Origin of the sequence: Paenibacillus sp. ALJ109b (genome assembly GCF_010747435.1) — a bacterium.
Taxonomy (GTDB): domain Bacteria; phylum Bacillota; class Bacilli; order Paenibacillales; family Paenibacillaceae; genus Paenibacillus; species Paenibacillus taichungensis.
Window position 1 is genome coordinate 90,482 of sequence record NZ_JAAIFP010000027.1, and the last position, 25,911, is coordinate 116,392.

At 44.9% G+C, this 25,911-nt stretch carries 21 protein-coding genes; 18 read left to right on the forward strand and 3 right to left on the reverse strand.

The window, feature by feature from the left end; genetic code table 11:
- Window positions 1-94: 94 nt before the first annotated feature.
- From G3352_RS23700 to G3352_RS23710, 3 genes are read left to right on the forward strand one after another with little or no spacing between them, the layout of a single operon-like run.
- A complete protein-coding gene (locus G3352_RS23700) occupies window positions 95-1,999 on the forward strand; it encodes a class I mannose-6-phosphate isomerase (protein ID WP_163760615.1) in 1,905 nt (634 codons plus the stop codon).
- Entirely contained in the window at window positions 1,996-2,964 is a 969-nt protein-coding gene (locus G3352_RS23705; protein ID WP_163760617.1) for an ROK family protein, read from the forward strand. The genes G3352_RS23700 and G3352_RS23705 overlap by 4 nt, the downstream gene beginning before the upstream one ends.
- 24 nt (window positions 2,965-2,988) lie before the next feature.
- Window positions 2,989-5,505 carry a glycoside hydrolase family 38 N-terminal domain-containing protein gene (locus G3352_RS23710; RefSeq protein WP_163760619.1) on the forward strand — a complete coding sequence of 839 codons (2,517 nt, stop codon included), beginning with the start codon at window positions 2,989-2,991 and terminating at the stop codon, window positions 5,503-5,505.
- Between the two features lie 105 nt (window positions 5,506-5,610).
- Here the strand turns inward: G3352_RS23710 and G3352_RS23715 are convergent, their stop codons facing one another.
- Window positions 5,611-6,375 carry a hypothetical protein gene (locus G3352_RS23715; protein WP_163760621.1) on the reverse strand — a complete coding sequence of 255 codons (765 nt, stop codon included), beginning with the start codon at window positions 6,373-6,375 and terminating at the stop codon, window positions 5,611-5,613.
- A 161-nt stretch (window positions 6,376-6,536) separates the two neighbouring features.
- Here G3352_RS23715 and G3352_RS23720 point away from each other — a divergent pair, with 161 nt between their 5' ends.
- Both G3352_RS23720 and G3352_RS23725 read left to right on the forward strand, forming a co-directional pair.
- Window positions 6,537-7,253, forward strand: a complete 717-nt coding sequence (locus G3352_RS23720) for a response regulator transcription factor (protein WP_076289243.1) — start codon at window positions 6,537-6,539, stop codon at window positions 7,251-7,253.
- 1 nt (window position 7,254) lies between these two features.
- Window positions 7,255-8,721 (forward strand): sensor histidine kinase, encoded by a 1,467-nt coding sequence (locus G3352_RS23725; protein WP_163760622.1) that lies wholly within the window; start codon window positions 7,255-7,257, stop codon window positions 8,719-8,721.
- Window positions 8,722-8,953: 232 nt separating this feature from the next.
- Here the strand turns inward: G3352_RS23725 and G3352_RS23730 are convergent, their stop codons facing one another.
- Window positions 8,954-9,814 carry an AraC family transcriptional regulator gene (locus G3352_RS23730; RefSeq protein WP_163760625.1) on the reverse strand — a complete coding sequence of 287 codons (861 nt, stop codon included), beginning with the start codon at window positions 9,812-9,814 and terminating at the stop codon, window positions 8,954-8,956.
- Window positions 9,815-9,941: 127 nt separating this feature from the next.
- Between G3352_RS23730 and G3352_RS23735 the strand changes: the two genes are divergently transcribed.
- The 10 genes from G3352_RS23735 to G3352_RS23780 all read left to right on the forward strand — a co-directional run bounded on the left by G3352_RS23735 (window position 9,942) and on the right by G3352_RS23780 (window position 21,161).
- Window positions 9,942-12,407 (forward strand): beta-mannosidase, encoded by a 2,466-nt coding sequence (locus G3352_RS23735; RefSeq protein ID WP_163760626.1) that lies wholly within the window; start codon window positions 9,942-9,944, stop codon window positions 12,405-12,407.
- A 109-nt stretch (window positions 12,408-12,516) separates the two neighbouring features.
- Window positions 12,517-13,410 (forward strand): ABC transporter permease, encoded by an 894-nt coding sequence (locus G3352_RS23740; protein ID WP_063562694.1) that lies wholly within the window; start codon window positions 12,517-12,519, stop codon window positions 13,408-13,410.
- Between the two features lies 1 nt (window position 13,411).
- The gene (locus tag G3352_RS23745) at window positions 13,412-14,308 is read left to right on the forward strand and encodes a carbohydrate ABC transporter permease (RefSeq protein WP_063562693.1); all 897 of its coding nucleotides are present in this window, start codon (window positions 13,412-13,414) and stop codon (window positions 14,306-14,308) included.
- A gap of 73 nt (window positions 14,309-14,381) precedes the next feature.
- The gene (locus G3352_RS23750) at window positions 14,382-16,019 is read left to right on the forward strand and encodes a type 2 periplasmic-binding domain-containing protein (RefSeq protein WP_240343197.1); all 1,638 of its coding nucleotides are present in this window, start codon (window positions 14,382-14,384) and stop codon (window positions 16,017-16,019) included.
- 170 nt (window positions 16,020-16,189) lie between these two features.
- Entirely contained in the window at window positions 16,190-17,140 is a 951-nt protein-coding gene (locus G3352_RS23755) for an LLM class oxidoreductase (RefSeq protein ID WP_163760628.1), read from the forward strand.
- Between the two features lie 66 nt (window positions 17,141-17,206).
- Window positions 17,207-17,428: a DUF896 domain-containing protein gene (locus G3352_RS23760; RefSeq protein WP_076289250.1), complete on the forward strand. Its 222-nt coding sequence runs from the start codon at window positions 17,207-17,209 to the stop codon at window positions 17,426-17,428.
- A gap of 218 nt (window positions 17,429-17,646) precedes the next feature.
- Window positions 17,647-18,285, forward strand: coding sequence for a sugar O-acetyltransferase (locus tag G3352_RS23765; RefSeq protein WP_163760629.1), 639 nt, complete (start codon window positions 17,647-17,649; stop codon window positions 18,283-18,285).
- 270 nt (window positions 18,286-18,555) lie between these two features.
- Complete coding sequence (locus G3352_RS23770; RefSeq protein WP_163760630.1) at window positions 18,556-18,807, forward strand: ribbon-helix-helix domain-containing protein; 252 nt, start codon at window positions 18,556-18,558, stop codon at window positions 18,805-18,807.
- Window positions 18,808-18,818: 11 nt separating this feature from the next.
- Window positions 18,819-19,973 carry a DNA polymerase III subunit beta gene (dnaN, locus tag G3352_RS23775; protein WP_163760631.1) on the forward strand — a complete coding sequence of 385 codons (1,155 nt, stop codon included), beginning with the start codon at window positions 18,819-18,821 and terminating at the stop codon, window positions 19,971-19,973.
- 357 nt (window positions 19,974-20,330) lie between these two features.
- Window positions 20,331-21,161: a histidine phosphatase family protein gene (locus G3352_RS23780; protein ID WP_163760632.1), complete on the forward strand. Its 831-nt coding sequence runs from the start codon at window positions 20,331-20,333 to the stop codon at window positions 21,159-21,161.
- A 131-nt stretch (window positions 21,162-21,292) separates the two neighbouring features.
- On the opposite strand, the gene G3352_RS23785 is transcribed toward G3352_RS23780, so the two are convergent.
- A complete protein-coding gene (locus G3352_RS23785) occupies window positions 21,293-22,645 on the reverse strand; it encodes an MATE family efflux transporter (RefSeq protein ID WP_163760633.1) in 1,353 nt (450 codons plus the stop codon).
- Between the two features lie 171 nt (window positions 22,646-22,816).
- Between G3352_RS23785 and G3352_RS23790 the strand changes: the two genes are divergently transcribed.
- From G3352_RS23790 to G3352_RS23800, 3 genes are all read left to right on the forward strand, one after another.
- A complete protein-coding gene (locus tag G3352_RS23790) occupies window positions 22,817-23,497 on the forward strand; it encodes a TetR/AcrR family transcriptional regulator (protein WP_163760634.1) in 681 nt (226 codons plus the stop codon).
- A 273-nt stretch (window positions 23,498-23,770) separates the two neighbouring features.
- Complete coding sequence (locus G3352_RS23795) at window positions 23,771-24,661, forward strand: AraC family transcriptional regulator (protein ID WP_099856101.1); 891 nt, start codon at window positions 23,771-23,773, stop codon at window positions 24,659-24,661.
- Window positions 24,662-24,818: 157 nt separating this feature from the next.
- On the forward strand, window positions 24,819-25,883 hold the full coding sequence (locus G3352_RS23800; protein ID WP_163760635.1) for a Gfo/Idh/MocA family protein: 1,065 nt from the start codon (window positions 24,819-24,821) through the stop codon (window positions 25,881-25,883).
- Window positions 25,884-25,911: the final 28 nt, after the last annotated feature.

Genomic DNA, 25,911 nt, shown 5'->3' on the forward strand with positions numbered 1-25,911 from the left:
TGTACAAAAACACAGCTTGATCGTTTAAAGACAGCACCTCCAACTCCCTATACAATGATGAACATAAATCGATATAGAGTTGGAGGTTTTAAACATGCCCCGAATAGCCCCTTTGACCTTTCAAACCAACCCAGTCAATTTCATTCAGCTTCAGCCCGACCAAGAGAAAGAACCGGGGATCTGGAATGCGTATGAAGAATGGCTTGATCAAATTTGGCCTGAATGTGTACAGAATGATTTGCTTCCTTTTTATATGGTCATTGATGGTACACATGGTGCCGCATTCAACGAATGTCTGGCAATACTGCGGTCGCGCTGCCACCTAGAGAGCAGGGTTTTAATTGAAATAGACAGCGCTGATTATTTAAAGTCTTCTGCAGATTTGCTTCAGCAGTTTCACCCTTATCTGACGGATAACCGTGCTTTTGGCGTTGTAGCCTCGGACGTCAGCGTTAAGGATTATTTCCGGCCACATGCACAGTCGGTCTGGCTCAGTGATGTAGACGATCAACTTCGGCTTTATCACTCCGCTGAACATGCAGAGGTCCAGTCGCCGAACGTAGTTCAGTTAGCCCCCATCGTTGTGACCTTTGGGCCAGGCTCTGGTTTCCTTTCTACAGCATCAGGTTTAACGAACGTTTCTCTGTTTTGCGACTTATCCAGAGAAACACAGCAGAAACTGCATCAGCAGGGGATGGGTTCTCTGGGGTTAGGTCCTTGCCTGGATACGGTCGAAACCTATAAACAGGCCTTTTTTCTGGAATGGCCCGTCTGGGAGGAATATCGCAAACGCCACTTGTATGACTTTGACTACTATGTGGATACGAACAACCGGGAACGACCCGTTTTGGTCACCGTCCCCATGCTGCGCCGACTTTTGGCTTCAGCAGCCCAGCAGCCTTTTCGAGTAAAGCCGTTTTTTGCACCGGGGATTTGGGGCGGACAGTATTTAAAAGAACTATGCGACCTGCCTAAGGATTGGAATAACTGCGCATGGGGGTTTGAACCTATCGCACCGGAGAACACGCTATTGATTGGTTATCGGGACTTTATAGTGGAGCTTCCTTTCCCTCTGCTGCTGTCAGCTCATCCAGAAGCAATTATGGGCGAGCGCAATGTGCAACTGTTTGGCGACTATTTTCCGATCCGGTTTGATTATCTCGATACGATCGACGGGGATCATCTGTCTTTGCAGGTCCACCCCCAGCAGGCTTACATCGAGCAGACCTTCAACGAAACGATGACCCAGCAGGAATCCTATTACATTATGGAACAGAAGGAAGGAGCCAAACCTTTTGTGGGACTGGGTTTCACGGAGGGTACAACCGGGGAGGAGCTGCTTCAGGCGGTTGAATCTGCACACACCTTGGGACAACCGCTGAAGATCCCAGAATATGTGAACATTTGGGATGCGAGTAAGGGTGACCTGTTTCTGATCCCGCCGGGAGCCGTACATTTTTCGGGCAAAAACAATCTGGTGCTGGAGATCTCTTCGACAACCTGGTGGTTTACCTTCAAAATATACGACCATTTGCGACTGGACAGAGACGGACTGCCGCGTCCGATCAACGTCGATCATGCCAGAGCCAACATGCAGGAACAGTTTGACACGGATTACGTTCAGAAGCATTTGATAGCGGTTCCAAAGGAAAGCCGGGTACAGGGAGACAGCAGGGAAGAGCTGCTGGGCGAACGGGAGGATCTGCTTTTTCAGATCAAAAGATTAAAACTGGACGGAGAGTGGATCGACGATACGGCTGGCGAGTTTGTTATGTTCAACCTCGTAGAAGGTGACCGTGTGCGGCTGACTCCGCTGGATGATGAGGCAGCGGCTGTGGAGTGGGGGTACGCCGAAGCGTATATCGTTCCTGCCTCTGTCGGAGGTTTCCGTCTGGAGTCTCTGGGTGACCGATCGTGCACTCTGATCCGGGCACAGGTTTCGCCAGACTGGAACATGCCTCTGCTTCCGCATCACTGGAAATCTGGTGAACGTTTATGAACCCTGACGTCACGATTGCCATTGATGCCGGGGGAACCTTTTTGAAGGGTGCCGTTGTACTGAGTGACGGGAATCTTCTACCACAACTTTATGTCAAAAGGTCATCGCACTCCGACAGTAGCGCGTATGAAATCGCCTCCAACCTGGCTGGCGTGATCCAGGAGCTTGCCGCTGCATACGTCACCTACATGGAGAGGCTAAGTACCGATAAAGGGACCCGGGCCACTTTTGCCAATTTTCACATCGGCTTTGCTTTCCCCGGACCTTTTGAATACGACACAGGCGTTTCCCGTATCCAGGGATTGAATAAATACGAGCAGCTTTATGAATTCAATCTAAAAACACTGCTGCGGTGTGAATTAACGGCGCTTGCAGCGGAGCCCACTGCTCCTACATGGATGACCCAGCTTGCCGCCGCAGATATTCGTTTTGGCAATGATGCTACTCTGTTCGCTCTGGGGGTCAGCAGGCTTTTTCCACAGGACAGATTGCTTTGCCTTACATTGGGAACGGGCCTTGGCTCCGCTTTTGTTGAGAACCGGTCCATTGTCAGCGGAAAATGGGGAATTCCCGACTCAGGCATGTTGTATGCCGAGCAATACAACGGAGGAACCGTGGATGATCTGTTCGGAAGCCGAGGCATTTTGGCCTTGGCAGATAGCCATGATGCTCGAAGGCAGGGAGAGGACGTGTACCATCTGGCCATAGCGGCCAGACAGGGAAATTCCTCCGCCATCCGTGTATGGCAGCTTTACGGCCAGCGGCTTGGGGAAATGCTGCGTCCGTACGTGGCAGAGTTTCGCCCCGCTCGTCTGATCCTGGGAGGACAAATTGCCGAAACCCAAGATCTGTTTGGCGGCGCGCTTTCGGAATCACTCTTGCCCGAGAAGATTGCTCTGCATAATGAGAAACAAATGCAGGAGCATGTGTTCCATGGGATTTTCCAACTCGTAAAAGGTACCTAATCCACCAACAAAGGAGAAAAAAAGATGACACTCGAACAACAAATCAAACAGGCTGCCATCCCGACGCTTGAACGGAATTGGAAAATATACGTCATTCACCATTCCCATACTGACATTGGTTATACCGATCGACAGGAGAAGATTGAACAATATCATATCGATTTTATCCGTCAGGCGCTGCGTATTGTTAACGATGCTCATAACGGCGTAAACCCCGAGTGGAAAGGGTTCCGTTGGACCTGCGAGACCTTCTGGGCCGTGGAGCAATTCCTGAAGCAAGCCGGAGACGAAGAAAAAGGTGCCTTTGCCGAAGCCGTGCGACGGGGCGATATCGAGCTGTCCGGCACGTATTTGAATATGACCGAGCTGCCCGACCTACAGTTGCTGAACAAAATACACAGTAAAGCTCAGACATATGCCAGATCTATCGGTCATCCAATAGACAGTGCGATGACGGCGGATATCAATGGCTACAGCTGGGGATATGCCGATAGCTTGCTGGAAAACGGAATCCAACATTTATTCAGCTGTATACATACTCATCACGGCATGTATGCGCTGGGCCGCAAGCAGGCCCCTTTCTGGTGGGAAGCTCCAAGTGGGGAACGTCTGCTGGTCTGGAATGGAGACCACTACATGCTTGGCAACGAGCTTGGCTTCTGCCCTGGTGCGCTTGGCAAATACATGATTCGTGATGAATTCGGCCACAGACTTGTGGAACCGGCGAACATTCATAACCAAATCGCCAATATTCGCATCCACCGGTACTTGGCCCAGCTTGAAGCGGAGCAGTATCCATATGATTTCGTGCCGATGATGCTGTCCGGATTGCCCACAGACAACGGATCGCCCAATAGCGCAATCATGGAATGGATCGATGCATGGAACCGTCAAAACGGCGAGGGAATTTCCGTGGAGATGAGTACGTTGAGCGGCTTTTTTGCACGCTTGAAGGAGGAAGGGACGGATGGTCTGCCTGTGCATAAAGGGGATTGGCCAGACTGGTGGTCGGACGGTGTAAGCTCCACACCGATGCACACTCAGATTTACCGTGACGCACAGCGGACAATTCGCAAGGTGGAAAAGCTCGACCCTGAACAGAAAAGTGTTAGTCTTCAGGAAATCGAGGCTGTAGAGCAGGAGCTTACTCTTTATGCAGAACACACTTGGGGGTATCACTCCTCTGTTTATGAACCGTGGCACAAAAATGTGCAGATGCTTGAGGTTCGCAAGACAGCTCACGCTGCAGAGGCAAGCAGGCTTGCTTACCGCGCGCTAGATCAGGTGCTGCTCGCCGATAATGCCGCCACCTTGTACCCGGGGCGTCCTTATCGCTTCAAAGTCACGAACCTTTCGAAGCGGGAGGTAACCGAGTTGGTTCAGTTGAAGCTTGAAGGATGGGAACCGGATGAGCTATTGAACGGAGTAGAAGTGATCCGGGAAGACACGGGACAGGTACTGATCCAGCAGTCAAGCAACCCACAGACGATTATTGCGGAGCTTAAGCTCCAAGGCATGGAGAGCTGCATACTGATCCTGCGCCCAATCCTGGCAGCTCAGAAGAGTCTTTCTTCCTTAACGTCAACCTCCAATTCGAAGCTGATCGGCGCTGACCAGGTGTACGATATGGAGGATATGTATTCCTTAACGACAGGCGGACAGCAAGCGCCGGTCTCCGTTTGCCAAACTGGGCTGGAGTCACCTTTTGTACGCTTGACTTGGTCGAAAGAGCGCGGCATTATCTCGTGGATCGATAAGGAGACAGGACGCGAACTGCTGAAAGCAGATGATCTGTATGGGGCATTTACACCCATCTATGAGGTGACAAATCCAGCGAACCCTGCGGATGCTTCTCAGGTTTGGAGCGTCCGTTCCAAAATGGGACGCAACCGTAAAGGCCTTAACCTGGAGCGTTCGGTTGGTCAGCTCATCTCTGTACGCGCGGTGGATAATGGACCGCTGTATGCTACCGTTGAGCTTGGTTATCAGCTCAAGGGCATCGCCTATTTTTCACTGCATTTGCGGATCTATACCCGTCAAAACCGGATGGATATTTCGGCGCGGTTCCATAAAGAGAGCATCTGGAATCCGGAGAACGTTTATCTGGCTCTGCCGTTCACCCCAGGAGGCACTGGGCCAGTTACCCTGTTTGCCGACAAGCCAGGAGGCCTCGTTCGCCCCTGGAAGGATCAGATTCCGGGAACTTGCCTGGATTATTCCGCTGTACAGTCGGGCATTGCCTGGCAGGATAATGACCGCAGTCTGCTGCTTGCTGTCCCGGACACACCTCTCGTGCAATGGGGAACGCTGGATTACGGGACCAGAAAGGTCCACACGCAGCAAACGCCTGACGCTCAACCGGAAGCTTATGCCTGGCTGATGACGAATTATTGGGAAACGAATTTCAAAGCGACCTTGGGCGGCTTCTATGAGTTTCAATATCATATTTCGGCTGGCGGCAGCCTTTCGGTTGAAGATATGGCCGCAGCCCTGCATTCGTTGAACGAGCCATTTGTGGTTACCCGGGTTAATGAAAAATAAAGATAACACATAACAGATATAAACTTATAGTCGATAAAACAACAACCAGCAGGCTTCCACATGGAGGCCTGCTGGTTGTTGGCGTTCGGTCTTTTGTATTTAAACCTACTCTTGAGCTGCCTCTAGCTCAGTAATTTGCGCTTTGTATTGCTTCAGAAGGTCGGCAAGGGAAGTCTTGATTGCAGCTTCATCCTTAGCTGTTACGGCATTATCCAAATTACTTTGTGCTGAGAAGAATGCACTGGCAGCTGTAGTACCGCTAAATTGAAGAATTTCAGCATTCGCTATAAACGCGTTTGTTGTTCCGGTTGTTTTTTCGTCAAGATTCAGAGGGCTGATTGCAATTGCCACTCCAGATTCTGCGTTCTCAACTAATCCTTTCAGATCCGAACTGTTTTTGGTAATGGAAAAAGACAAGGTGTTCAAATTTTCGGAATTAGGTACTTTATCGGCTTTTACTCCCTCAACTGAGGTAAGTTTGCCTTCCTCAACCTCTAAAGCCTGCATTTCTTTGATCTCACCTGGTTTGGCGTTCTCGAAAACTTTCTTCCATTCGTCAGAGTCTACATCAACAGCAACCAAAGTGGCCATTACTTGGGATGTAGAGTTTTGTGAAAGCAGTTTATTGTAACGGGCCAGCGTTTTTTCCCATTCGCTTACTGTTTCTGGCGCGTACTTTTTGGCCAGCTCAACTGGATTAGCCAATGCAAAGGCTGCAGTGGCGGATTTCGCTTCTTTTAAGGAAGCTGTTCCGTTTGTAACAGCATTTGTGTTAGCGGCGCTGTCGGCATTCGCGACAATCGGTGCGGAGATCGCAGTGAGCAGCAGGGCGGACAGGGCAACATTTCTGAATTTGAAACTGTAGTTCATTTCGTAACACTCCTTATGGTTTGGTTTGTCTTACAGTTATCAATTTACCGAAGGAGTGTGGCACAATATTGGTGTAATTGTGGAAAAACAATGGCAAAGCTCTTCCCATATATATACCTTTGGTATACTCACTATAGAGAAAAGTACAGGAGGCCCCGTTCATGAATAACGATTACCTCATCGCAGTTGTAGACGATGACGAGAATATACGCACACTGATTCAAGCTTATTTGCACAAAGAGAATTACCGGACGATAGGCCTCGCTAATGCGGAGGATGCCTGGTCTTTATATAGAATAAGTCCGCCGAGCATGTGGGTGATGGACATTATGCTGCCCGGAATGGATGGCTATGAATTGTGTAAACGCATCCGGAATGAAGGAGAGGTACCCATTATTATGATCTCGGCGAAGGATAATGAGGTGGACAAAATACTTGGCCTTGAGCTCGGTAGTGACGATTATTTGGTGAAGCCTTTCAGTCCCCGTGAGCTGGTAGCCCGCATCAAGCGGCAGCTGGAACGTTGGATTAGACTTACTGGTGCGGAAGAAAGAGCTGTTGTAAGCGAAGCTGCAGCGCCACGAATCGATACTGGTGAGCTTCAATTAATGTTGGAAGAGAGGCGGGCCATATGGCGAGGGGAAGAAGTGGACCTGACCAGCAAAGAGTTCACCATGCTCAAGGTACTGGCTGAACATCCGAATCGTGCGTTTACGAGGGACGAGCTGCTCAGTTTTGTCTGGGGAGAAGATTATTTTGGCAGTGACCGTGCCGTGGATCATTTAATTAAGCGGATTCGCAAAAAGATTGAGGAACTTCCCGTCGAGTCGGTGTGGGGACACGGGTATCGTATGCGTACAGATCGGAGTGAAGTTTAATATGAAACTTGTTCATCAAATTAATCTTGCGTTCGGATTGTCACTGGTTCTGATTCTCTCCGTCACGGCCGTTTTACTTCATTATGTGCTGCTGGATCATTTCATTGGGACAGAGAAGAATGATCTCAAGACGTTAAGTGCGGCGATGTCCGCTTCTATAACGAAAACGGGGGATCTCACAATGAGTCCTGTACTTTCCACTGGAACTGCTGTCACAATGCCTAATTTGAATATTACGGGTATGCAGTCCGTCCAGTTGGTAACGGGAGAGGCTACAAGTGCTCCCTCAACACTTATTCCTGCGGATGTTGAAGCCTTTGTCACTGATTTTAACGGAAATGTGCTGTCAGGGACTTTGTCTGTGAGTGGTACAACCGGAATGGCGAGCAGTAGTAACACATTGACTGAAGCCGTACCAGCAAACTTGTCCAAATACACAGCGGTCACTTCGTCCAGCATCAAGGACCTGTGGAAGGGAACGGATGGGCGTTATGTGATGGATGTCAGTCCCATCCCCCAAGGAACCCTGACTCTGTTGACTCCCATGAGCAAGATCAAAGCAATCGAACAGGCGCTACTGGGTCGTCTCATCCTGGTGATCTGTATCGTTGGAGCCATTATGTTCCTGCTCAGTTTGTTTATTACGAAAAGGCTGATTCAGCCATTGATGAATCTGAAGCAGGAACTTAAGAAGGTCAAACAACGTCATTTCACGGATGTGCAGCTGGTCAAGGCTGGCGGTGAGATTGGAGCTGTGGCTCAGACGGTATACGAGATGGCTGGCGAACTGAACAGGTTCAATGAGGTGCAGAAGCAGTTTTTCCAGAATGCTTCACATGAGCTGAAGACCCCTCTGATGTCCATTGCAGGCTATGCGGAGGGCATTCGAGATGGGATCTTTGAAGGTGAGAACGTTCGTAAAGGGCTGGACGTGATCCTGGGGGAGAGCGGCAGATTAGGAAAGATTGTTACCGAAATGACGCTGCTCGCGAAGCTGGATAGTGAAGAGGATATCTTCAAACCTTCCAAGGTCAGTCTGAATGAATTGTTGACGGAAACATCCGAACGTGTCAATCCGCTGCTTGTAAAGAAAGGACTTACACTCCATATCGCTTGTCCGGAGAATAAGGAGCTGTTCGTCATGGCTGATCAGGATAAACTGCTGCAGGCACTGCTCAACGTCGTGACGAATGCTGCAAGATACGCCAAAGAAGAAATTCACATCACTGCGAACTTGGAAAAAGGGAAGATCGCGCTATCCGTTTCAGATGACGGTCCCGGCTTTCCGCAGGAGCTGCTGCCCACCTTATTCCACCGTTTTGTCAAAGGAAAAGATGGTGAGTCCGGACTGGGTCTGGCGATTGCCCGGGCCATTGTGGAACGCTGCGGTGGGCTGATTCAGGCCACCAACCGTAAGGAGGGAGGAGCTGTAATCTCGTTCGGCTTCCCTGCGGCTCAACGTGTCTGAAAGAAAAGGGCGGCAACTATATCCTTCTAGCTGCACCAAAACTCGAAGTGAGAGAAATAGAGGAAATGCTCGAAGGGGTTCGTGTAGCCAATAGTCAATATAAATGCTCCGCTTAAGTTGCTTTGTGTTTACTCCGCTCTCCCTGCACTATAGGGAGAGCTTTTTTAAATTTTGGATTCGGATATGATGGATGGCAAGCTGCAGATATCACCATATGGGTGCTTTGAATTCCTTATGGCAGCAGCGATTCCTTATTCATTGTCGCGTTTTTACGGAAATCTAGCGGAGCTTGATTATAGTATTTTTTGAACTGATGGTAGAAGTGGCTGACGTTCTCAAATCCCGCTTCCAGTGCAATCTCAAGCACGCGAAGCTCAGTCGTGAGCAGCAAGTTTTTGGCTACATTTAGCCTAAGCTGATTAATATACTCTGTTGGTGTCTGATTCAGATATTGACGAAAGGCACGGTTCACATGACCAACGCTTCGACCTGACAATTCATAGAGGGCATGAAGGCCTCGAATCATGTTTTCTTTCAGCTGCATTTTGGAGATCGCATGCTCAAGCCACAGCGGGAGAATGGGTTGTTCAATGGTTTCCAACTCAAAGAAATGCTGCGTAAAAATCTGAATAATTAGCCCTTTTGCGTATACGCGAGCCTTCTTCTTATCCACTGTGGAGAGCATCATAATCCGTTCAAAGCTTCGAACCATCTCTGTCATTTCTAACTGAGATAACATGGCAATCTGGGGAACGGGAGCCTGCAAGAGTCCTTGCGCATACTTCTGTTCATTCAAGTAGGCCAAAGCTTCTTCTATTACTGCGGATCGACACGGGCTATTCAGAAAACGGCAGTCCTGAGTGCCTTCCGGCTCATAACGGTGAATATCGTGCGGTCGAATAAAGACAAGGCAGCCCGGCCTTAAATGCTGGGTTGTTCCATTGACTATATGTTGGCACTGCCCTTCACTTAGAATGAAGAACTCGTAAAAGTCATGGGTATGCTCGGGTGATACTTTCGATAAGGAATCGACCCAAAACGGATCTACGAGCAGGTCGGGATGGATGTGAGTAGACGCTGTGTATTTGATCATGGCTCGAACCTCTCCAATTATTGTTAATGTCAAAATAGCACACGAATTCCGTGAACACAACATAAGAAAGTATGGAGACCTCTTGATAGAATGAAATAGATTACAAAGACATCAGGAGGTATCGCAAATGTTGCTTATCGATCTCAATGGCAGGTGGCAAATGAAGAGAGTGGATCATGCCGAATGGCTTCCGGCGACGGTCCCAGGTTCCGTCTTTAATGATTTGCTACAAGCTGGACAAATGGAAGATCCTTACTACCGCGAGCAAGAGCAGGTGTCACTTGAACTGTGCAATTATGATTATGAATACAAACACTCTTTTGAAGTGAACGAAGCGGATCTCAAGCATGACCGGATCATCCTGTTATGTGAAGGGTTGGATACAATTGGCGAATTGTTTCTGAATGAAATGAATATCGCGAATGTAAGTAATATGCACAGTACTTATGAAATCGATATTACCTCCTTTATCAAACAAGGTGAAAATACCATACACATTATTCTTCGTTCCCCTGTGGAGTATGTACTGCGTAAACAAGCCGAGCGCCCGTTGATTAACTGCAGTGATGCAGTGGAAGGAATCTCCCATTTGCGTAAAGCACACTCCATGTTCGGTTGGGATTGGGGTCCACAATTACCTGATTTGGGAATCTGGCGGAATATCTCCATTCAAGGCTATGATCATGCCCGTTTGGAAGATGTCTACATTACACAGATGCATAGCGAAGGCAAGGTAACCTTAGATGTTCGCGTAAGGGCATCTGGTTGGGTCCAAGAAGAGCGGGAGATCATGGTCACATTAGATACACCTTCCGGGGAGACATTGAAAGGATGCACGTCTGTCATGAATGATGGGGATCATCATATCTGGATTGAAGTGGACCATCCCGAGTTATGGTGGCCGAATGGTCTGGGCAAACAGCCATTGTATCAGCTGAGCGTTGCGCTTATGGAACAAGGCGTGGAGTTGGATCGTGATGATAAGCGCATTGGACTGAGAACATTAACTGTGAAGCAAGAGCAGGATCAATGGGGTGAGTCCTTCGAGTTCGAAGTGAACGGTGTATCCTTTTTCTCGATGGGTGCTGACTATATTCCGGAAGATAACATCTTGCCGCGCTGTAACCCAGAGCGGACAGAACGATTGATCAAGAGCTGTGCGCAAGCCCATTTCAATACAATTCGTGTCTGGGGTGGCGGACATTATCCGGAGAATTACTTCTATGATTTGTGCGACGAATACGGTTTGATTGTATGGCAGGACTTGATGTATGCCTGCGGTGTATATGAACTGACTGAGGAATTCAAGCAATCGATTACAAAAGAGACCATCGACAATATGAAACGTTTGCGTCATCATGCATCGTTAGGAATCTGGTGTGGAAACAATGAGCAGGAGATGGCTTGGGTCGAATGGGACTGGGCGAAGAAAACTTCCTTACAGTTACAAGCAGACTATATTAAGCAATATGAGGTATTACTCCCGGCTATTGCGAAGGAATATGATCCGAACACGTTCTACTGGTTAGCTTCACCTTCATCCAAAGGCAGCTTTGACAATCCGAACGATGAAAATTACGGAGACATGCATTACTGGGACGTATGGCATGGCAAGAAACCTTTTACCGAATTCCGCACATTGTTCCCGCGCTACATGTCCGAATTCGGGTTGCAATCCTTTCCGAATCACAAGACTATAGAGACGTTTACGTTGCCGGAAGACCGCAATATTTTCTCTCCGGTCATGGAATCTCATCAGAAGAATGGTACGGGAAATGAGAAAATTCTGTATTACATCGGGGAGACGTATCGCTTGCCAAATGATTTCAATTCCCTGTTATACGCTTCACAGCTCATTCAGGCTGAAGGAATCTCATGTGGGGTTGAGCACTGGCGCAGACATCGTGGACGCTGTATGGGAGCACTGTACTGGCAGTTAAATGATTGCTGGCCTGTTGCTTCCTGGTCCAGTATCGATTACTTTGGTCGCTGGAAAGCACTGCATTATGCAGCCAAACGCTTTTTCGCGCCTGTTCTTGTATCGGCTCGGGAAGATGGTTCGAAGGTAGAACTTCACGTATCGAATGAGAGCAGGAGTGCTGTAAAAGGAGCATTGAAATGGAGGCTCATGGATTCGCAATCCAATGAAATCGTAGCTTCTTCAAAAGTGATTGAGTTGAAAGCGTTATCAACGTCATTATTCGAACAGCTTGATTTCACTGAGATGCTCGATACAACTGCTAAGAAACGGAATACGTATTTACAGTTTTCCTTTGTGGTGGACGGTAAAGTTGTCAGCGAAGGTACAGTGTTATTTGTGAAGCCAAAGCATTTTGGTTTTATTGATCCTGCAATTGAGACCACGATGACAGAAGAAGAGGATGGTTTTGTTATTACGGTTGATTCGAAAGCCTTTGCACGGTTTGTGGAGCTGGATTTCAGTGAATTAGACGGTACTTTCAGTAACAATTATTTTGACTTGTCAGCAGGTGAAAGAAAGACCATTTCTCTGAAGAAAGATGATCTCAACAAACCGGCATCCCTTGAAGAACTGCAATCACAGCTAATTGTACGTAGCGTATTTGATTTGTAAGTTGTTACTTCGCCTTTTCTGATATTGCCAATCCAATCGATAGAAACCTGATCGTTGTTATATGTTACCGCTTTCAATTGATCTCTATACTGATGGCAGAGGTGGTTAAATGATTGAACGACTGGCAAAATACCGTTGGCAATATGTAATGATACTACCTGGTGCGATCCTGCTGCTTCTCTTCAGCTACATTCCGATGGTGGGCATCCAGGTGGCATTCAAGGATTTTCACATCGGCAGCACGATGTGGAGTAGTGCATGGGTCGGTTTGGAAAACTTCTCATTCTTGCAAGATGAACAGTTCTGGATTGTGGTGAAGAATACAATTTACATTGCGATTCTCAAGTTTGTGTTTGGATTTCCAGCTCCTATTATTTTGGCATTGCTCATCAATGAGGTGAAAAACAACAAATACAAGCGGTTTGTCCAATCCGTTAGTTATCTTCCGCATTTCTTTTCGTGGATCGTGGTGGCTTACATTCTGCAATCCCTGCTGACGTTGGACGGCGGATTGGTCAATCAGTTAATAGAGAAGCTCGGGGGAGATTCTGTCTTTTTCTTGGGATCCACGGAGTGGTTCCGGCCCATGATCGTAGTGAGCGGTTTATGGAAGGAGGTCGGCTGGAATACGATCTTGTATCTGGCAGCAATTACAACGATTGACCCGCAGCTCTATGAAGCCGCTAGGGTGGAAGGAGCAGGACGGCTCGCACAAATTCGCAACATTACCCTGCCGGGTATAATGCCGACCATCTCCATCGTGTTGATTCTCAGTATGCCTGGACTGATTGCAGTAGGAATGGATCAAATCTATCCTCTGATGAATCCGGCCAATCAGCCAGTCGCGGATGTGCTAGACACATATATTTTACGCAATGGCTTGCAGCAAGGTTATTTTGGAATGGCCACTGCAGTAGGTCTCCTTTCTTCGGTCATCAGTCTGGTGTTGGTACTATGCACCAATCAGATGGCACGAAAGTTCAACGGAGAGGGGCTTTGGTAATATGAGAACTTCTATGAGGGAACGGGTGGGTCAGACAATTATTGTGTTTCTATTGGCACTTCTCTGTATCTCGGTAATCTATCCATTCACGTATATGCTTGCCGTTTCCTTAAACGTTGGCAGCGATGCGGCGAAAGGCGGTGTCTATCTGTGGCCGAGGGAGTTTACTTTGTACAATTATGAGGTTGTGCTTGGGAATTCGGTTATTCAACATGCCTACTTAATTACGATATCCCGAACGATCGTAGGCACTTTTGTCGGCTTACTCATCACACTTCTGGCGGCTTATGGCTTGTCCTATCGGCAACTTCCTTTCAGGAAATCCCTCCTGGGATACGTGCTGATTACGATGCTGTTTAGTGGCGGATTAATCCCTTTGTATATCCAGCTTAATCACTTGTCATTATTAAACTCATTCTGGGTGTATATCATTCCGTCCGCTTTCTCAGCGTGGAATATGTTTGTGATGATGAAATTTATCCAGGGGATTCCGGAAGCACTGATTGAATCGGCTGAGATTGATGGCGCCAATCCTGTCCGCATTCTCTTCGTTATTATTATGCCGCTTTCGAAACCCATGCTTGCAGCCATTGGCCTTTTTACTGCAGTAGGGCACTGGAATGACTGGTTTTCTGGCGCATTTTATGTTTCAGATCAGAATCTGATTCCGGTTCAAACGTTTTTGCAACAACTGCTGTCTGCCCAGGATATCTCGACTGTCCTCGGTTCCAACAATAATCAGGAAGCGCTTGCCCGGGGCACCATGCTCTCTAACGTTACACTGATGTCCATCAAAATGGCGACAGTCATGGTAAGCGCGCTTCCGATCCTGTGTGTGTACCCATTCCTGCAAAAGTATTTTGTAAAAGGTGTGCTTATCGGCTCAGTAAAAGGATAACCCAATGAAAAATGAAGCAACAGAATGGGTTTTCTAATCCTATACAATTTCAAAATAACCGAGGGGGACGCATATGATGAGTTTACGTCAACAAAAGGGAAGAAAGCTGGCGCTATTATCCTTGGCTCTACTGATGTTTGGGATAACGGCATGCTCAAGCAGCAGTACGGAGAGTGGCAGCAGTTCTGCAAATTCCTTTAGGCTATGGCTGGGATGGAATGCAACAATTAATAACCAAAGTATGGTCCAAAAGTATTGGAAAGAAAAGGAGCCGGGCATAGATGTTCGGCTGGAGGCTACACAGGGCGATGTAATGACAGAGCTGAACCTGAAATTGAATACTGGTGGTTTTGATGATGCAGCTCTGTTCTCCCGTAGTGATGTCGTGACCACAGCGATGACGCGTTCGGGCAGCGTTCTTCCGCTGGAGCAATACTTCGATATGCCGGATAAATATCCTGGGTTGGCCTCCATTCCGAAAATCTATCTGGATCAAATGAAAGCTTCGGACGGACATATCTATTCCATTCCGACATGGTTTGATCAAAATCCCGATGATCCTTGGCCCGGTTGGGCTTCCTACGGCTGGTTTGTCCGTACAGATGTACTGGAGAAAACCGGCATGACGATGGAAGATCTGAAATCGTTGGACGGTATAGAGAAGTATTTGAGATTGTCGGCTAAGCAGAAAGATGAAAACGGGAAACCTTTGATTCCTCTTAGTTTTCTCTCTGACGCAAGCGATGAAAATGTCATCCTGAGTACATTTGGCGTTACGGTCAGCACAGCGGGCGGCGTCATTCCAGTAGAGAAGCAAGGTAATGACTATCAGTTTATCTATGACAATCCGCAATATAAAGCGGCTTACCAATGGATGAACAACATGTTCCGGGAAGGGCTTCTGGATCACGAAGCGATTACAGACAAGAAGGAGCGTTACAAAGAGAAAAACAAATCCGGACGTGTAGCCATGAATACAGGTGGATTCTTTAATATGGACGCACAGTTATGGGAGGTTCTTGACGGGCCAACCGATCCGGCATGGTACTATGATGTCATTCCCTATCCGAAAGTGGATGGCGTGAGTGAGATTGGTGCTAATCAGATTATCAATCCATATCCTGCTAATGACGTTTTTATCAATAAAAATACTAAAAATCTCGATTCCATTCTTGCTTTCTTCGATTACACACTACAGCCCAAGCCCGAACAGCAGCAGGTCGTGAATGAAGGTCCGCCAGGAGTGTTCTGGGATTGGGTGGATAAACCGTTAGGAAAATGGGTGTACACGGACGACAAATATAAAGCTTTGCATGATTCTGGAGATCAAGCGAAGAAAGCAAGCACGACGCCAGAGCTTTATGCGGCATCTTCCTATAGCAATGACTGGTATCCATGGTGGAATTATGGGGTTACTGAACCGAAAGGAAGATTTAAAACGATCGAATTCACCGAAAAGATTGGCAAAATGGGTGGGACCCGGGTTGCTGAAAACTACGATATGGTGAAGGCCAAACCGGGTGGCTTATGGGAGAAATATTTGCCTGAACTTGATAATGTGCGAAAAGAGTATAAAGCTAAGCTGATTATGGCTAAGGATGACTCACAATTTGAACAGGCTTGGAGTGATTTCCAGGCTGCACTGGAAAAACGAGCACATTGGAGTGAGCTCAAACAGGAATGGCATGAGGAGCTTCAAGGCAAGCAGTAATTAGGAGACGGGGACTGTCGAACGTGACAGTTCCCGTTTGGTATAAAAATGTATACAATATCACAAATTTTATCCTATAGAACAAAATTGTGCGTACTATTTTCTGAAGGTTATATGGTTTATCATTGCCTTTGCAACTGAATATTGGATATTTATGCGGAGGTCAGGAAATGAATAAATTTGAATCACATCTGGGCTATACAAACATGTTTAAAGAAGAGCAACTTACGCTCGGGATATATTTTCCGATAGAGTCTTATAAGGGTAGTATCCCGGAGATGCAGTTAGAGCAACAAATGCAATTGGCGAAAAAGGCAGAAGAAGCGCGCTTTGCTTCCTTATTCGTTAGAGATGTTCCTTTAAATGTTCCAAGCTTTGGGGATGTGGGACAAATATATGATCCATGGGTTTTTCTTGGTTACTTGGCAGCTCATACGAAAAAGATTTCATTGGGTACCGGAAGTATGATCACCACACTACGCCATCCGTTGCATGTAGCAAAAGCAGCAGCTTCTGTTGATCGAATTTCCGGAAAACGTCTTGTGCTGGGCGTTGCTACGGGGGATCGTCCTAGCGAATTTTCGGCATTTTCAGTGGACCGAGAACAACGTGGTGAATTATTTCAAGAATCTTTGCAAGTCATGAGAAAAGTCTGGAATGAAGATTTCCCGGTAATTCATTCACCAAGCCTTAACCTTCAGGGTGGCGATTTATTACCCAAACCGGAATTGAAGGATATTCCTATTTTGGTAACAGGCCATTCTTCGCAGACACCGGAATGGATAGCAAAACACAGTGATGGCTGGCTGTATTACCCACGAAATATCATTGATCAAGCATCACTTATTCAACAATGGCGTACATTAACGGATGAATTTAAGCCTTTTAATCAGTCGTTATATATCGATTTATCAGAAAATCCAGATGAAGATCCAACTCCTATTCACTTAGGGTTTAGGAGCGGATATAATTTTTTAATTGAATACCTCAATGCTTTAAAAGGAATCGGTGTGAATCATCTTGCATTTAACTTGAAATATGGAACACGTCCGGTTGACGAGGTGATTCAAGAATTAGGGGAGGAAGTGGTTCCATATTTCCCGGCGTTATCTAATAAATAGGTGCAATGTATGCATTTCGGTGCTAGACTACCAGTAAGATTAATTGTAAAGAAGGAGAGGAAAAGGATGATTAAACATTTAGGTCGCATTAATGAATTGGCGAAAAAAGAGCGTGAAGAAGGTTTGACCAATGCGGAACGAGTTGAACAACAAGTATTACGTGAAGACTATTTACGGGAAATTCGTGGGCAAGTTCTAAACACTTTTTCAGTGCTTACCATACTCGATCCAGATGGAAATGATGTAACACCGGACAAAGTACGAAACGAAAAGGGAATCAGTTTGTAGGGAAAATAAACGTTGTTGGAAGAACGAAAAGCCTCCGAGTATTCATTGACAGAAATGGTGTGGAAAAATACACTTGTTTTGTAGTTGATTTCGTAGGATGCTTTTTATACACTTTATAAATGTTCATTATAAAGGTATTATACAAAGTGAGTTTTTTTATTATTCTTAGCAGTTTGGTTGATTCATGTATCGAAGTATTTATAACAGGAGTTGATAACATGACTGAAGAAGAACGAATTTTTGATGGGATCTTATTTAGCCCCGGCCATCCTGACCTTAAGACTATAAAGCTTCGCTCACACAATCTTAGTAGTCAATACAGTCGTACTTTTGAGGATCAAACGGAGGAACGCGAAGCATTACTCATGCAGATTCTGGGTCGTAAAGGAGAGCGTTGTTTTATACAAGGCCCCATTTTCTTTCATTATGGCGTTCACACAGAAATCGGTAACCATTTTTTTGCGAACTATAATCTAACCGTCCAGGATGATGCTAAGGTAACCATTGGTGATTACGTCAGCTTTGGACCTAACGTAACCATTGTTACACCGGTTCACCCTTTCATTGCTTCAGAACGTCGACAAATGCTGGACCAAAACGGGGAACCTAAGTCGCTCTGTTATGCTAAACCTGTCACCATCGGAAATGATGTTTGGATTTCGGCTAACGTCACCGTATGTGGCGGTGTTACCATTGGCGACGGATGCGTCATTGGCGCTGGAAGCGTAGTGAACCAAGATATCCCTGAAGGATCTTTTGCAGCGGGTGTACCCTGCAGAGTCATTCGTCCCATCACAGAATCGGACAGCATGCGTTATAAACCGGAAGTCTTGGCTGATTGCGGCGTAATTGAATAAAAGTGCTTATCGTTTTGTGTGTTTTTAGTTGGAAAATGCAGTTCGTATGATGCGTCACACTATTTTGGATAATAGATTTTCCCATTGAAAGTCGCTAAGCAGCGGCTTTTTTTTAGGTTGTAAGTTCTTGTTTCATTCCAGGATAAGGCCCTTGTAGCGATTCCCGATTCGATGAGTATTCACTCAGTGGCAGCGTATAGATATATGTGGTAAAATGTGATTAGGGGCAATTGATTTAAGTAACCCAATTCAAAGGAGTTGATAAATAAGATGGAGGACAAACAATTTAAGATTGGTCTTTCTAAGAAAGACGGTCAGCTCGGCTTCGTTTTTACCCGTGGAGGACCGCGTGAGGGAGCAGGAAGAAAGGGAATCGGCGTGACAAAGAAGGTTTCCTTAACTCTAACTGAAGATATCTGGGAAGAAGTTGATCGTGAGTGTGAAGATCTAGAGATCTCTCGGTCTTCATTTCTAAGAAATTTGATTGAGGCCTATTACAACGCTAATAAGAAAGACAGGTGAATAAGTTGTTAGTGCACTTATCAAGAGATCTACTATCTAAGTCTATTCAACATGTCTTTAAGGCTTTATCGAATAATAGTCAGGGTGTCTTGTCCGGGCTGTACATATATGTAGGGAGCAAAGAGGTTGTTTTTAGCGGTAGTAATGCCAGTCTAACGGTTCAACATAGGGCTTGTATTACTGATAATAACAAGATTCATATTGTTAAGAAGGGGAGCATTGTCTGCCCAGCCAAGTATCTATATGAAATCATTCGTAAATTGAATGATGGAAATGTGGTCTTGGAGGTGAACGAGCAACTTATACTAAGTATTACTTCTGGGAACACACGTGTTTGCCTGAGCGGAATATCACCTATTGATTACCCATTTATCCCTACAACATATCATCAATACACAGGTAAAAGTATAGATGTATCGTCCAGCTTATTAAAGTCTTTGATCAAACAGGTAGCCGGGGCAGTTTCAACATCTGAGGCGAAACCGATTTTGACGGGAGTATCGCTGGAGGTTCAAGGAAATCAGCTTACTATGATTGCTACAGACGGGGTTATAAGAATGGCCTCACGGTCAATTTATATTGAGAACGAAAGGGGATTTATCGGAAGTGCAGTAATTCCTGGTGTTAACTTAATGGAGATCGTCAAACTGTTGGACGATGAAGGCGACGGAATGGTAACCATACAACTTAGCCATCATGAGATCAGGTTTATAGCGCAAAATCAGATTATTGAATCGGTGTTAATCGAAGGTTTATACCCATCAACCAGAAATCTTGTTCCAACCACTTATGTCTCCGAGATTATTTTGAATGTTAAATCATTTAGGCAAGTGATTGACCGCGTATTTGTGTTGGCTGATCATCATTTAATTACAATACATGTTTCAGAGAAGAGGTTGGAGCTTATATCAAGTACGTCCGAAATTGGTGATGTACGAGATGAGCTTCTTTTGGAAGATAAGAACGGAGAAAATTTCAGCATTACGATAAATGGCAAGTTTCTTATAAGTACATTACGGTGTATTGAATCAGATAACATCCGAATACGTTATGCTGGTACAAAAAGTCCTCTTGTTTTGCTTCCAGCTTCGGACAATAGCACATGGCTGTTCTTGTTGACTCCTGTTATGACAAGGATAAACGATAGATACCAAAATATTATTTAAGTGATCGAGCAAAGACCGCTTGGTCTTCTAGAGAATTACACTGAAGAAAATGAAAGCGTTGACATTTGTTGTAGAGCATGATAATTTCATAACTATAATCTTAATGCTTTGACAGGGATGTAACCTCAATAGGGCATAACCTGGTATGTGGTTGTGAAGAATGATAAGTTTATAAACTAAAACTAAATACCTTTTACAGGGATGTAACCTTAGTAGGGCATAACCTGATCTGATATGAAGCGCACTGATTTTATTTGTGCTTTATTGGATCAGGTTTTTTTGTTGAGATTGTGAGCGACTTCAGTAATTTAGAAGTCTTCATAATAAATATAAAAATCATAAATTGGGGGTAAGAAAATGAAAAAGAAAAAGAATCTTATTTTTAGCTTATTAATGATTATGATGGTGTTCAATTTAGCAGCTTGTGTAAGTTCAAATCAAAATGCAAGTGGAAATTCCGATGAGGATAATCAAGTAGCAGAAGAGCAAAAAGAACCAGGGAAAGTGACGATTTACCTTGTTCGTCATGGTAAAACCATTCTAAACAATACTGACCGGGCTCAAGGTTGGGCTGACGGCCCACTTATTCCTGAAGGTGAAGAGTTAATCAAAAATGTAGGGAAGGGGCTGAGTACAATACCATTTACTGCTGCTTACTCAAGCGATAGTGGTAGAGCGATACAAACAGCAAACTTGATACTCGCTGAAAATCAAACTGATGCAAAAAACTTAGAGTTAATTCAAAAACAAGGAATTCGTGAAGGATATTTTGGAAGTTATGAAGGAGAAAAGAATGAAGTTATGTGGGGAGATGCTGCTAAACACTTGGGGTTCGATAGCCAAGAAGAACTTTTAGCTAGCGGTGGCAATATTATCGAAAAGATAATGAATGCCGTTTCAGAAATTGATCCTTCTGGTGAAGCAGAAAGTTATGAGGAATTAAACGAGAGAGCTTTCAGCGAATTTAAATTAATTGCAGATGAGGCTTATCAAAATGGTGGTGGGGACGTATTAGTGGTATCACATGGAATAACAATGGGAACAATACTTGCCCAAATTGATGTTAATAAAGTACCAGCCGCTGGTTTTGCTAATGGCAGTGTAACAAAGTTTGAGTACGACGGGAAAGATTGGAACGTCTTAGAAGTAAATGAATTGAAGTATGTAGAAGAAGGCAAATCTAAATAAAAAGTTAGTCGGTCTTGAATCGCCATCCGAAATATTAAAAACGTCCAATTTCTTTCAAAAAGAAATTGGACGTTTAAGTCTGAACATATCGCTCTAAACTACACTCTGCGAACTTGCGTATTAACTGTTTTCTAATGCACTAGATTCTCTAAATCTGGCTGCAATTTGTTACGAAGAAGATACAGCATGATGGCTCCAACAAGAAACGCGACGACATCCGCAATGACGAGTGACCATACAACCCCGTGAAAGCCATTCAATCGGTTAGCGATATAGAGTACAGGAATCAGAGTAATTCCTTGAATGACTGACATAACAAACGCGGCCGTTCCTTGCGCAGTTGCTTGGAAGATCCCCACAAACAACGAGGTCATTCCTGTAATGAACAAGGATAGGAACGTCACATGCAGAATGTAGCTACCCATTTCAATTAATTGCGGGTCATTCGTAAATAAACCAATTAAGTGGTCGGAAATCAAATAGACGACAACGCCGAACACAACAGCTAACGCCAAAATCGCTTTGATCGTAAATCCAATGGTATGCTTCATGCGTAATTTATTCGCTGTAAAAGAGAAGGCAATCAATGGCACAACTCCCTCACATAAGCCCATCAGAATAAACTCAGGAAATTGCAACAAGCGTGATGAAATTCCGTACCCCGCTATGGCCTGATCTCCATATTCGACAAGAAAATGGTTCAAAATGAGCGACATTGCACCCAAGAAGATACTCATGATAAAGACGGGAACTCCGATTTTGAAAACATTACTCATAATTTCCTTGGAAGCCTTGAACCATTTTACGGAGACAGTCAAGAATTGGCTTTTATACCCCATATGGAATGCGTAAAAAACACTGGCAACCAAGTTAGAAATGACCGTTGCAGAAGCAACGCCGATTATACCCCAATGGAAGATGAAGATGACAATCGCATCAAGAATAATATTTACAACCACACTGAGAATCATACCGATCATGGATGTGATTGCTGCCCCCTCTGAGCGCACGATGTTCTCCAGCGTGAAGAATAATATGACGAAAGGTGAACCGATAAGCATAATCGTGACATAGTCTTTAGTAAATCCGAAGGATTCAGGCGTTGCTCCCAGGCTATGAACAATTGGGTCGATCAGCGGGAGGCCGATGGCCATTACGATAAGTCCAAGAACTAAACTGCTGTAAAAGGCGAATGAAGAAACATGTTTTAGATCCTCATATCTTTTTTCTCCTAACAAACGAGAGATGAATGTACCGCTACCCATACCAATCAAGTTGCCGAGCGCCATAATCACTGCGAATAATGGCAAGGTTAGCGCAAGTGCGGTTAACATGGCAGTATTGCCCAATGTACCAAGGAAAAAGGCGTTCAGGATAGAATAGATGACACTCATCGACGTACCTAACATCATCGGTACAGCGAAGTGAGCTACGGCTTTTGCGATCGGTGCTTTTTCAAAATAATGGAGGTTTTCTGCATCCATGTGTGAGTCACTACTTTCTTCATTTATTTTTTGAAATGATTTGGAATTCAAATGCTATTCCAGCTTTCAATCTAACAGCGTTAGTTTGTGCCTTACAGTGTTAGATGGTATCATGAACTTATGAACCTGTAAAGCACAATCTTACACTGTTAGATAAAAGGGCGGATACGGATGAAAAAACAACAGCCTCAGATTTCAGAGGATAAGATTTTGGAAGCCTCTTGGGAGCTTCTTGGGGATGAAGGTATTGAGAAATTCAGTATGAGGCGCTTGGCCGATCGGCTGGGTATTCAGGCTCCTTCTCTGTACTGGTACTTTAAGAGCAAGCAGCATCTCTACCAGCATCTGGCCAACCAGATATCGAAAATGATCCTGAACGAATTCCAATCCGATGGGGACTGGAAGGTGCAAATGGAGGGCCTTGCGATATCGATACGGAGTGTACTCCGCCGTTATCCCTGCTCCACGCAGCTTATGATGCAGACGCTGCCACATGAGCCGGACATGATTCGCTTCACCAACCGTATGCTTCTCTGCATGGAATCGACGCCACTTGAGCAAGAGCAGAAATTGCAAGCCGTTCTTACGCTTGTGAACTATGTTTTCTTCTTTGTTCTGGATAATTATGAGCATCAGCGCACAGTATCCGTAATGATTAAGGATCAGGGAGAGCTACCGGGCGGGGAGATGATTCAGCTCTTGGACTCCATGAGCGAGACAGAAGCAGGGTTGTTCCGAAGAATGCACAAGAGCGGGCTGTTTGAGATGATGGGGAGCGACGGAGCGTTTGAGTTCGGCTTGAAGCTGATTTTGTCGGGAATTGAACAGGTGATACAGGAACAAGAGAATTAGAATGTAAACAAAACCGTACATCCGGATATCGAATGTGCGGTTTTTGAAAAAAGGTTTGTTGTTAATCTTGCACTGTTACCTTCAAAATGGAATGGATGAGGCAAGATTACTTAGCAACAATTGTTATGAGAAAAACGTTTATAAACATATCCTTTTGAATTATTATTGGAACTGCAGAGAATGAAAATAAGGAATTTGCACAGGAGGTTTTTTTGAAAACGGTTACATAATATATATTGAATGCAACACATATAAGGAGGACAGCTAGCGTACATGAGTTTATATCTGGAGATCCCGGAACTTGACAAACGACTCCCATTTCGAAGCTTTATTCACAAAGGGGATGTGCTCTGTTATCCTCACTGGCATAAGGAAATTGAAATTATTTATGTTACCCAGGGAAGCCTGGATTTGGGGTTGAATGACAATGTAATCCGTCTGAAGCAGGGGGAAGTCCAATTCATTAATGGCGGTGACGTCCACTTTTTTTTGTCATCGCCTGATAGTGAGCGAATTGTTATTCAATTTGATCTGAGCCTGTTCCAAGACGTATCCACACTAATTTACGATGATCGATCGCTTCGTGACATTTTTACTCAAATAGAGCAATCTAGCAGGAATTGGCCTCGTGAAACGGCAACCAAGCTTCTTCCTCTTCTGCAAAACATAAGCACAGAAGATTACGAGCGCAAAGAGGGCTATGCATATATGATCAAGGCCAAACTTTATGAAATGTTGACTTTTATTCTAAGAGAAGTACCAAGGGGGAGTGAGAAACATCGACCACAAATCTCGGAAAATATCCTGACTCCGACCAAAGAAATGCTATTAAAGCTGGAACGAATTTTTGAATATGTAGAAAGCCATTACCAGGAATCAATTATACTAAAAGACGTTGCCGACTATATAGGGTTCAGTCCTTATTATTTCACTAAGTTTTTTAAGAAAAATACAGGAATGACCTTTGTAACTTTTCTAAACGAATATCGACTTAATAAAGCGAAATGGATTTTGCTCAATGAAAACTATTCGATTACCGAAATAGCAGAGCAAGCCGGATTCAATAGCGTTAAGACATTTCATCACTTCTTCAAGGAAGCGACGGGGACATCGCCTTTAAAGTATCGCATGACAATATCCGGGAATAAAACAGCAAGAAAATAGGAAGATAGTCTTTTATGAGACTTGTATGATAAGGGTATTAAACAAGTTGAGGTGCTATACATCTTGCATAAATCAAGGTCGCAGCCACTCATCTTTCTTACATAAAGTTTGCTGTGAGAGATCTGACATGTAGGCATATTCAAAAAGGGAAAGGACGATGAAGATGAATAACCGAATTTATAATATAGCAATTGTTGGCTTTGGAGGGATGGGCAGCTATCATTGCCAGTTAATTGAGCCTGTATCACAGATTTCCGTAATTGGGGTATACGATACTGTTGAATATCGGATGGAATTGGGAAAGGAAGCCGGCTATAAAACATACGCAAATCTGGATGCTGTTCTAACAGATGATCTGGTGGATATCGTTTTGATTGCTACTCCTAATGATGTTCACAAAGAAATAGCAATTCAAGCTCTGCAGGCTGGAAAACATGTAATTTGCGAAAAACCGGTTACAATAACCAGCAAGGATTTTAATGATATCGTTAAGGTAGCGAACGAGGAGAATCGTGTGTTTACGGTCCATCAAAATCGTCGCTGGGATGAAGATTTCCGGACTGCCAAGGACATCATCGATAAAAAGAAATTTGGCGAGCTGTTCCATTTGGAATCCCGGGTTCAAGGAGCCAACGGCATTCCTGGCGATTGGCGTCAGCTGAAGGATTATGGTGGAGGTATGCTGCTGGATTGGGGCGTGCATTTGCTGGACCAACTGCTACAGATTACAGATAGTCAAATTGAAAGTGTTGCGGCTAATTTAAGTTATATTTTGGGAACCGAAGTGGATGATGGTTTTACGAGTTATATAACGTTTAAAGATGGCCTGACAGCACTTATTGAAGTGGGAACAACCAATTATGTGAAGTTACCGAGATGGTATCTCAAAGGAACGGAAGGTACAGCAGTGATTAGGGACTGGGATTTAAGTGGAGAGATTATCACTCGAAATCCGGATGTTGCACATATAGAGCCGAAACCTATCCAAGCGGGGCAGGGATTGACCAAAACGATGGCACCGCCGTCCGAACAGTCCACACTAAAGTTTGCGATAGAAAAGCCGGACTTGGAGGAGCAAAGCTTCTATGAAAATTTCGTCTCTGTACTCGAAGGGAAATCTGAAATTGCAATTAAGAATGATGAAGTTCACAGAGTACTTGTACTGATTGAGACCATTTTTGAGGCAGCAGAGACCAAAAGTGTGATCCATAGAAGTATTTAACACGCTTTATGTTATTGCTGTAACTACC

Excerpts from the sequence above, each read along its gene's own strand:
- G3352_RS23700 (WP_163760615.1), top strand. The coding sequence starts at position 95 with ATGCCCCGAATAGCCCCTTTGACCTTTCAAACCAACCCAGTCAATTTC.
- G3352_RS23705 (WP_163760617.1), top strand. The coding sequence starts at position 1,996 with ATGAACCCTGACGTCACGATTGCCATTGATGCCGGGGGAACCTTTTTG.
- G3352_RS23710 (WP_163760619.1), top strand. The coding sequence starts at position 2,989 with ATGACACTCGAACAACAAATCAAACAGGCTGCCATCCCGACGCTTGAA.
- G3352_RS23715 (WP_163760621.1), bottom strand. The coding sequence starts at position 6,375 with ATGAACTACAGTTTCAAATTCAGAAATGTTGCCCTGTCCGCCCTGCTG.
- G3352_RS23720 (WP_076289243.1), top strand. The coding sequence starts at position 6,537 with ATGAATAACGATTACCTCATCGCAGTTGTAGACGATGACGAGAATATA.
- G3352_RS23725 (WP_163760622.1), top strand. The coding sequence starts at position 7,255 with ATGAAACTTGTTCATCAAATTAATCTTGCGTTCGGATTGTCACTGGTT.
- G3352_RS23730 (WP_163760625.1), bottom strand. The coding sequence starts at position 9,814 with ATGATCAAATACACAGCGTCTACTCACATCCATCCCGACCTGCTCGTA.
- G3352_RS23735 (WP_163760626.1), top strand. The coding sequence starts at position 9,942 with ATGTTGCTTATCGATCTCAATGGCAGGTGGCAAATGAAGAGAGTGGAT.
- G3352_RS23740 (WP_063562694.1), top strand. The coding sequence starts at position 12,517 with ATGATTGAACGACTGGCAAAATACCGTTGGCAATATGTAATGATACTA.
- G3352_RS23745 (WP_063562693.1), top strand. The coding sequence starts at position 13,412 with ATGAGAACTTCTATGAGGGAACGGGTGGGTCAGACAATTATTGTGTTT.
- G3352_RS23750 (WP_240343197.1), top strand. The coding sequence starts at position 14,382 with ATGATGAGTTTACGTCAACAAAAGGGAAGAAAGCTGGCGCTATTATCC.
- G3352_RS23755 (WP_163760628.1), top strand. The coding sequence starts at position 16,190 with ATGAATAAATTTGAATCACATCTGGGCTATACAAACATGTTTAAAGAA.
- G3352_RS23760 (WP_076289250.1), top strand. The coding sequence starts at position 17,207 with ATGATTAAACATTTAGGTCGCATTAATGAATTGGCGAAAAAAGAGCGT.
- G3352_RS23765 (WP_163760629.1), top strand. The coding sequence starts at position 17,647 with ATGACTGAAGAAGAACGAATTTTTGATGGGATCTTATTTAGCCCCGGC.
- G3352_RS23770 (WP_163760630.1), top strand. The coding sequence starts at position 18,556 with ATGGAGGACAAACAATTTAAGATTGGTCTTTCTAAGAAAGACGGTCAG.
- G3352_RS23780 (WP_163760632.1), top strand. The coding sequence starts at position 20,331 with ATGAAAAAGAAAAAGAATCTTATTTTTAGCTTATTAATGATTATGATG.
- G3352_RS23785 (WP_163760633.1), bottom strand. The coding sequence starts at position 22,645 with ATGGATGCAGAAAACCTCCATTATTTTGAAAAAGCACCGATCGCAAAA.
- G3352_RS23790 (WP_163760634.1), top strand. The coding sequence starts at position 22,817 with ATGAAAAAACAACAGCCTCAGATTTCAGAGGATAAGATTTTGGAAGCC.
- G3352_RS23795 (WP_099856101.1), top strand. The coding sequence starts at position 23,771 with ATGAGTTTATATCTGGAGATCCCGGAACTTGACAAACGACTCCCATTT.
- G3352_RS23800 (WP_163760635.1), top strand. The coding sequence starts at position 24,819 with ATGAAGATGAATAACCGAATTTATAATATAGCAATTGTTGGCTTTGGA.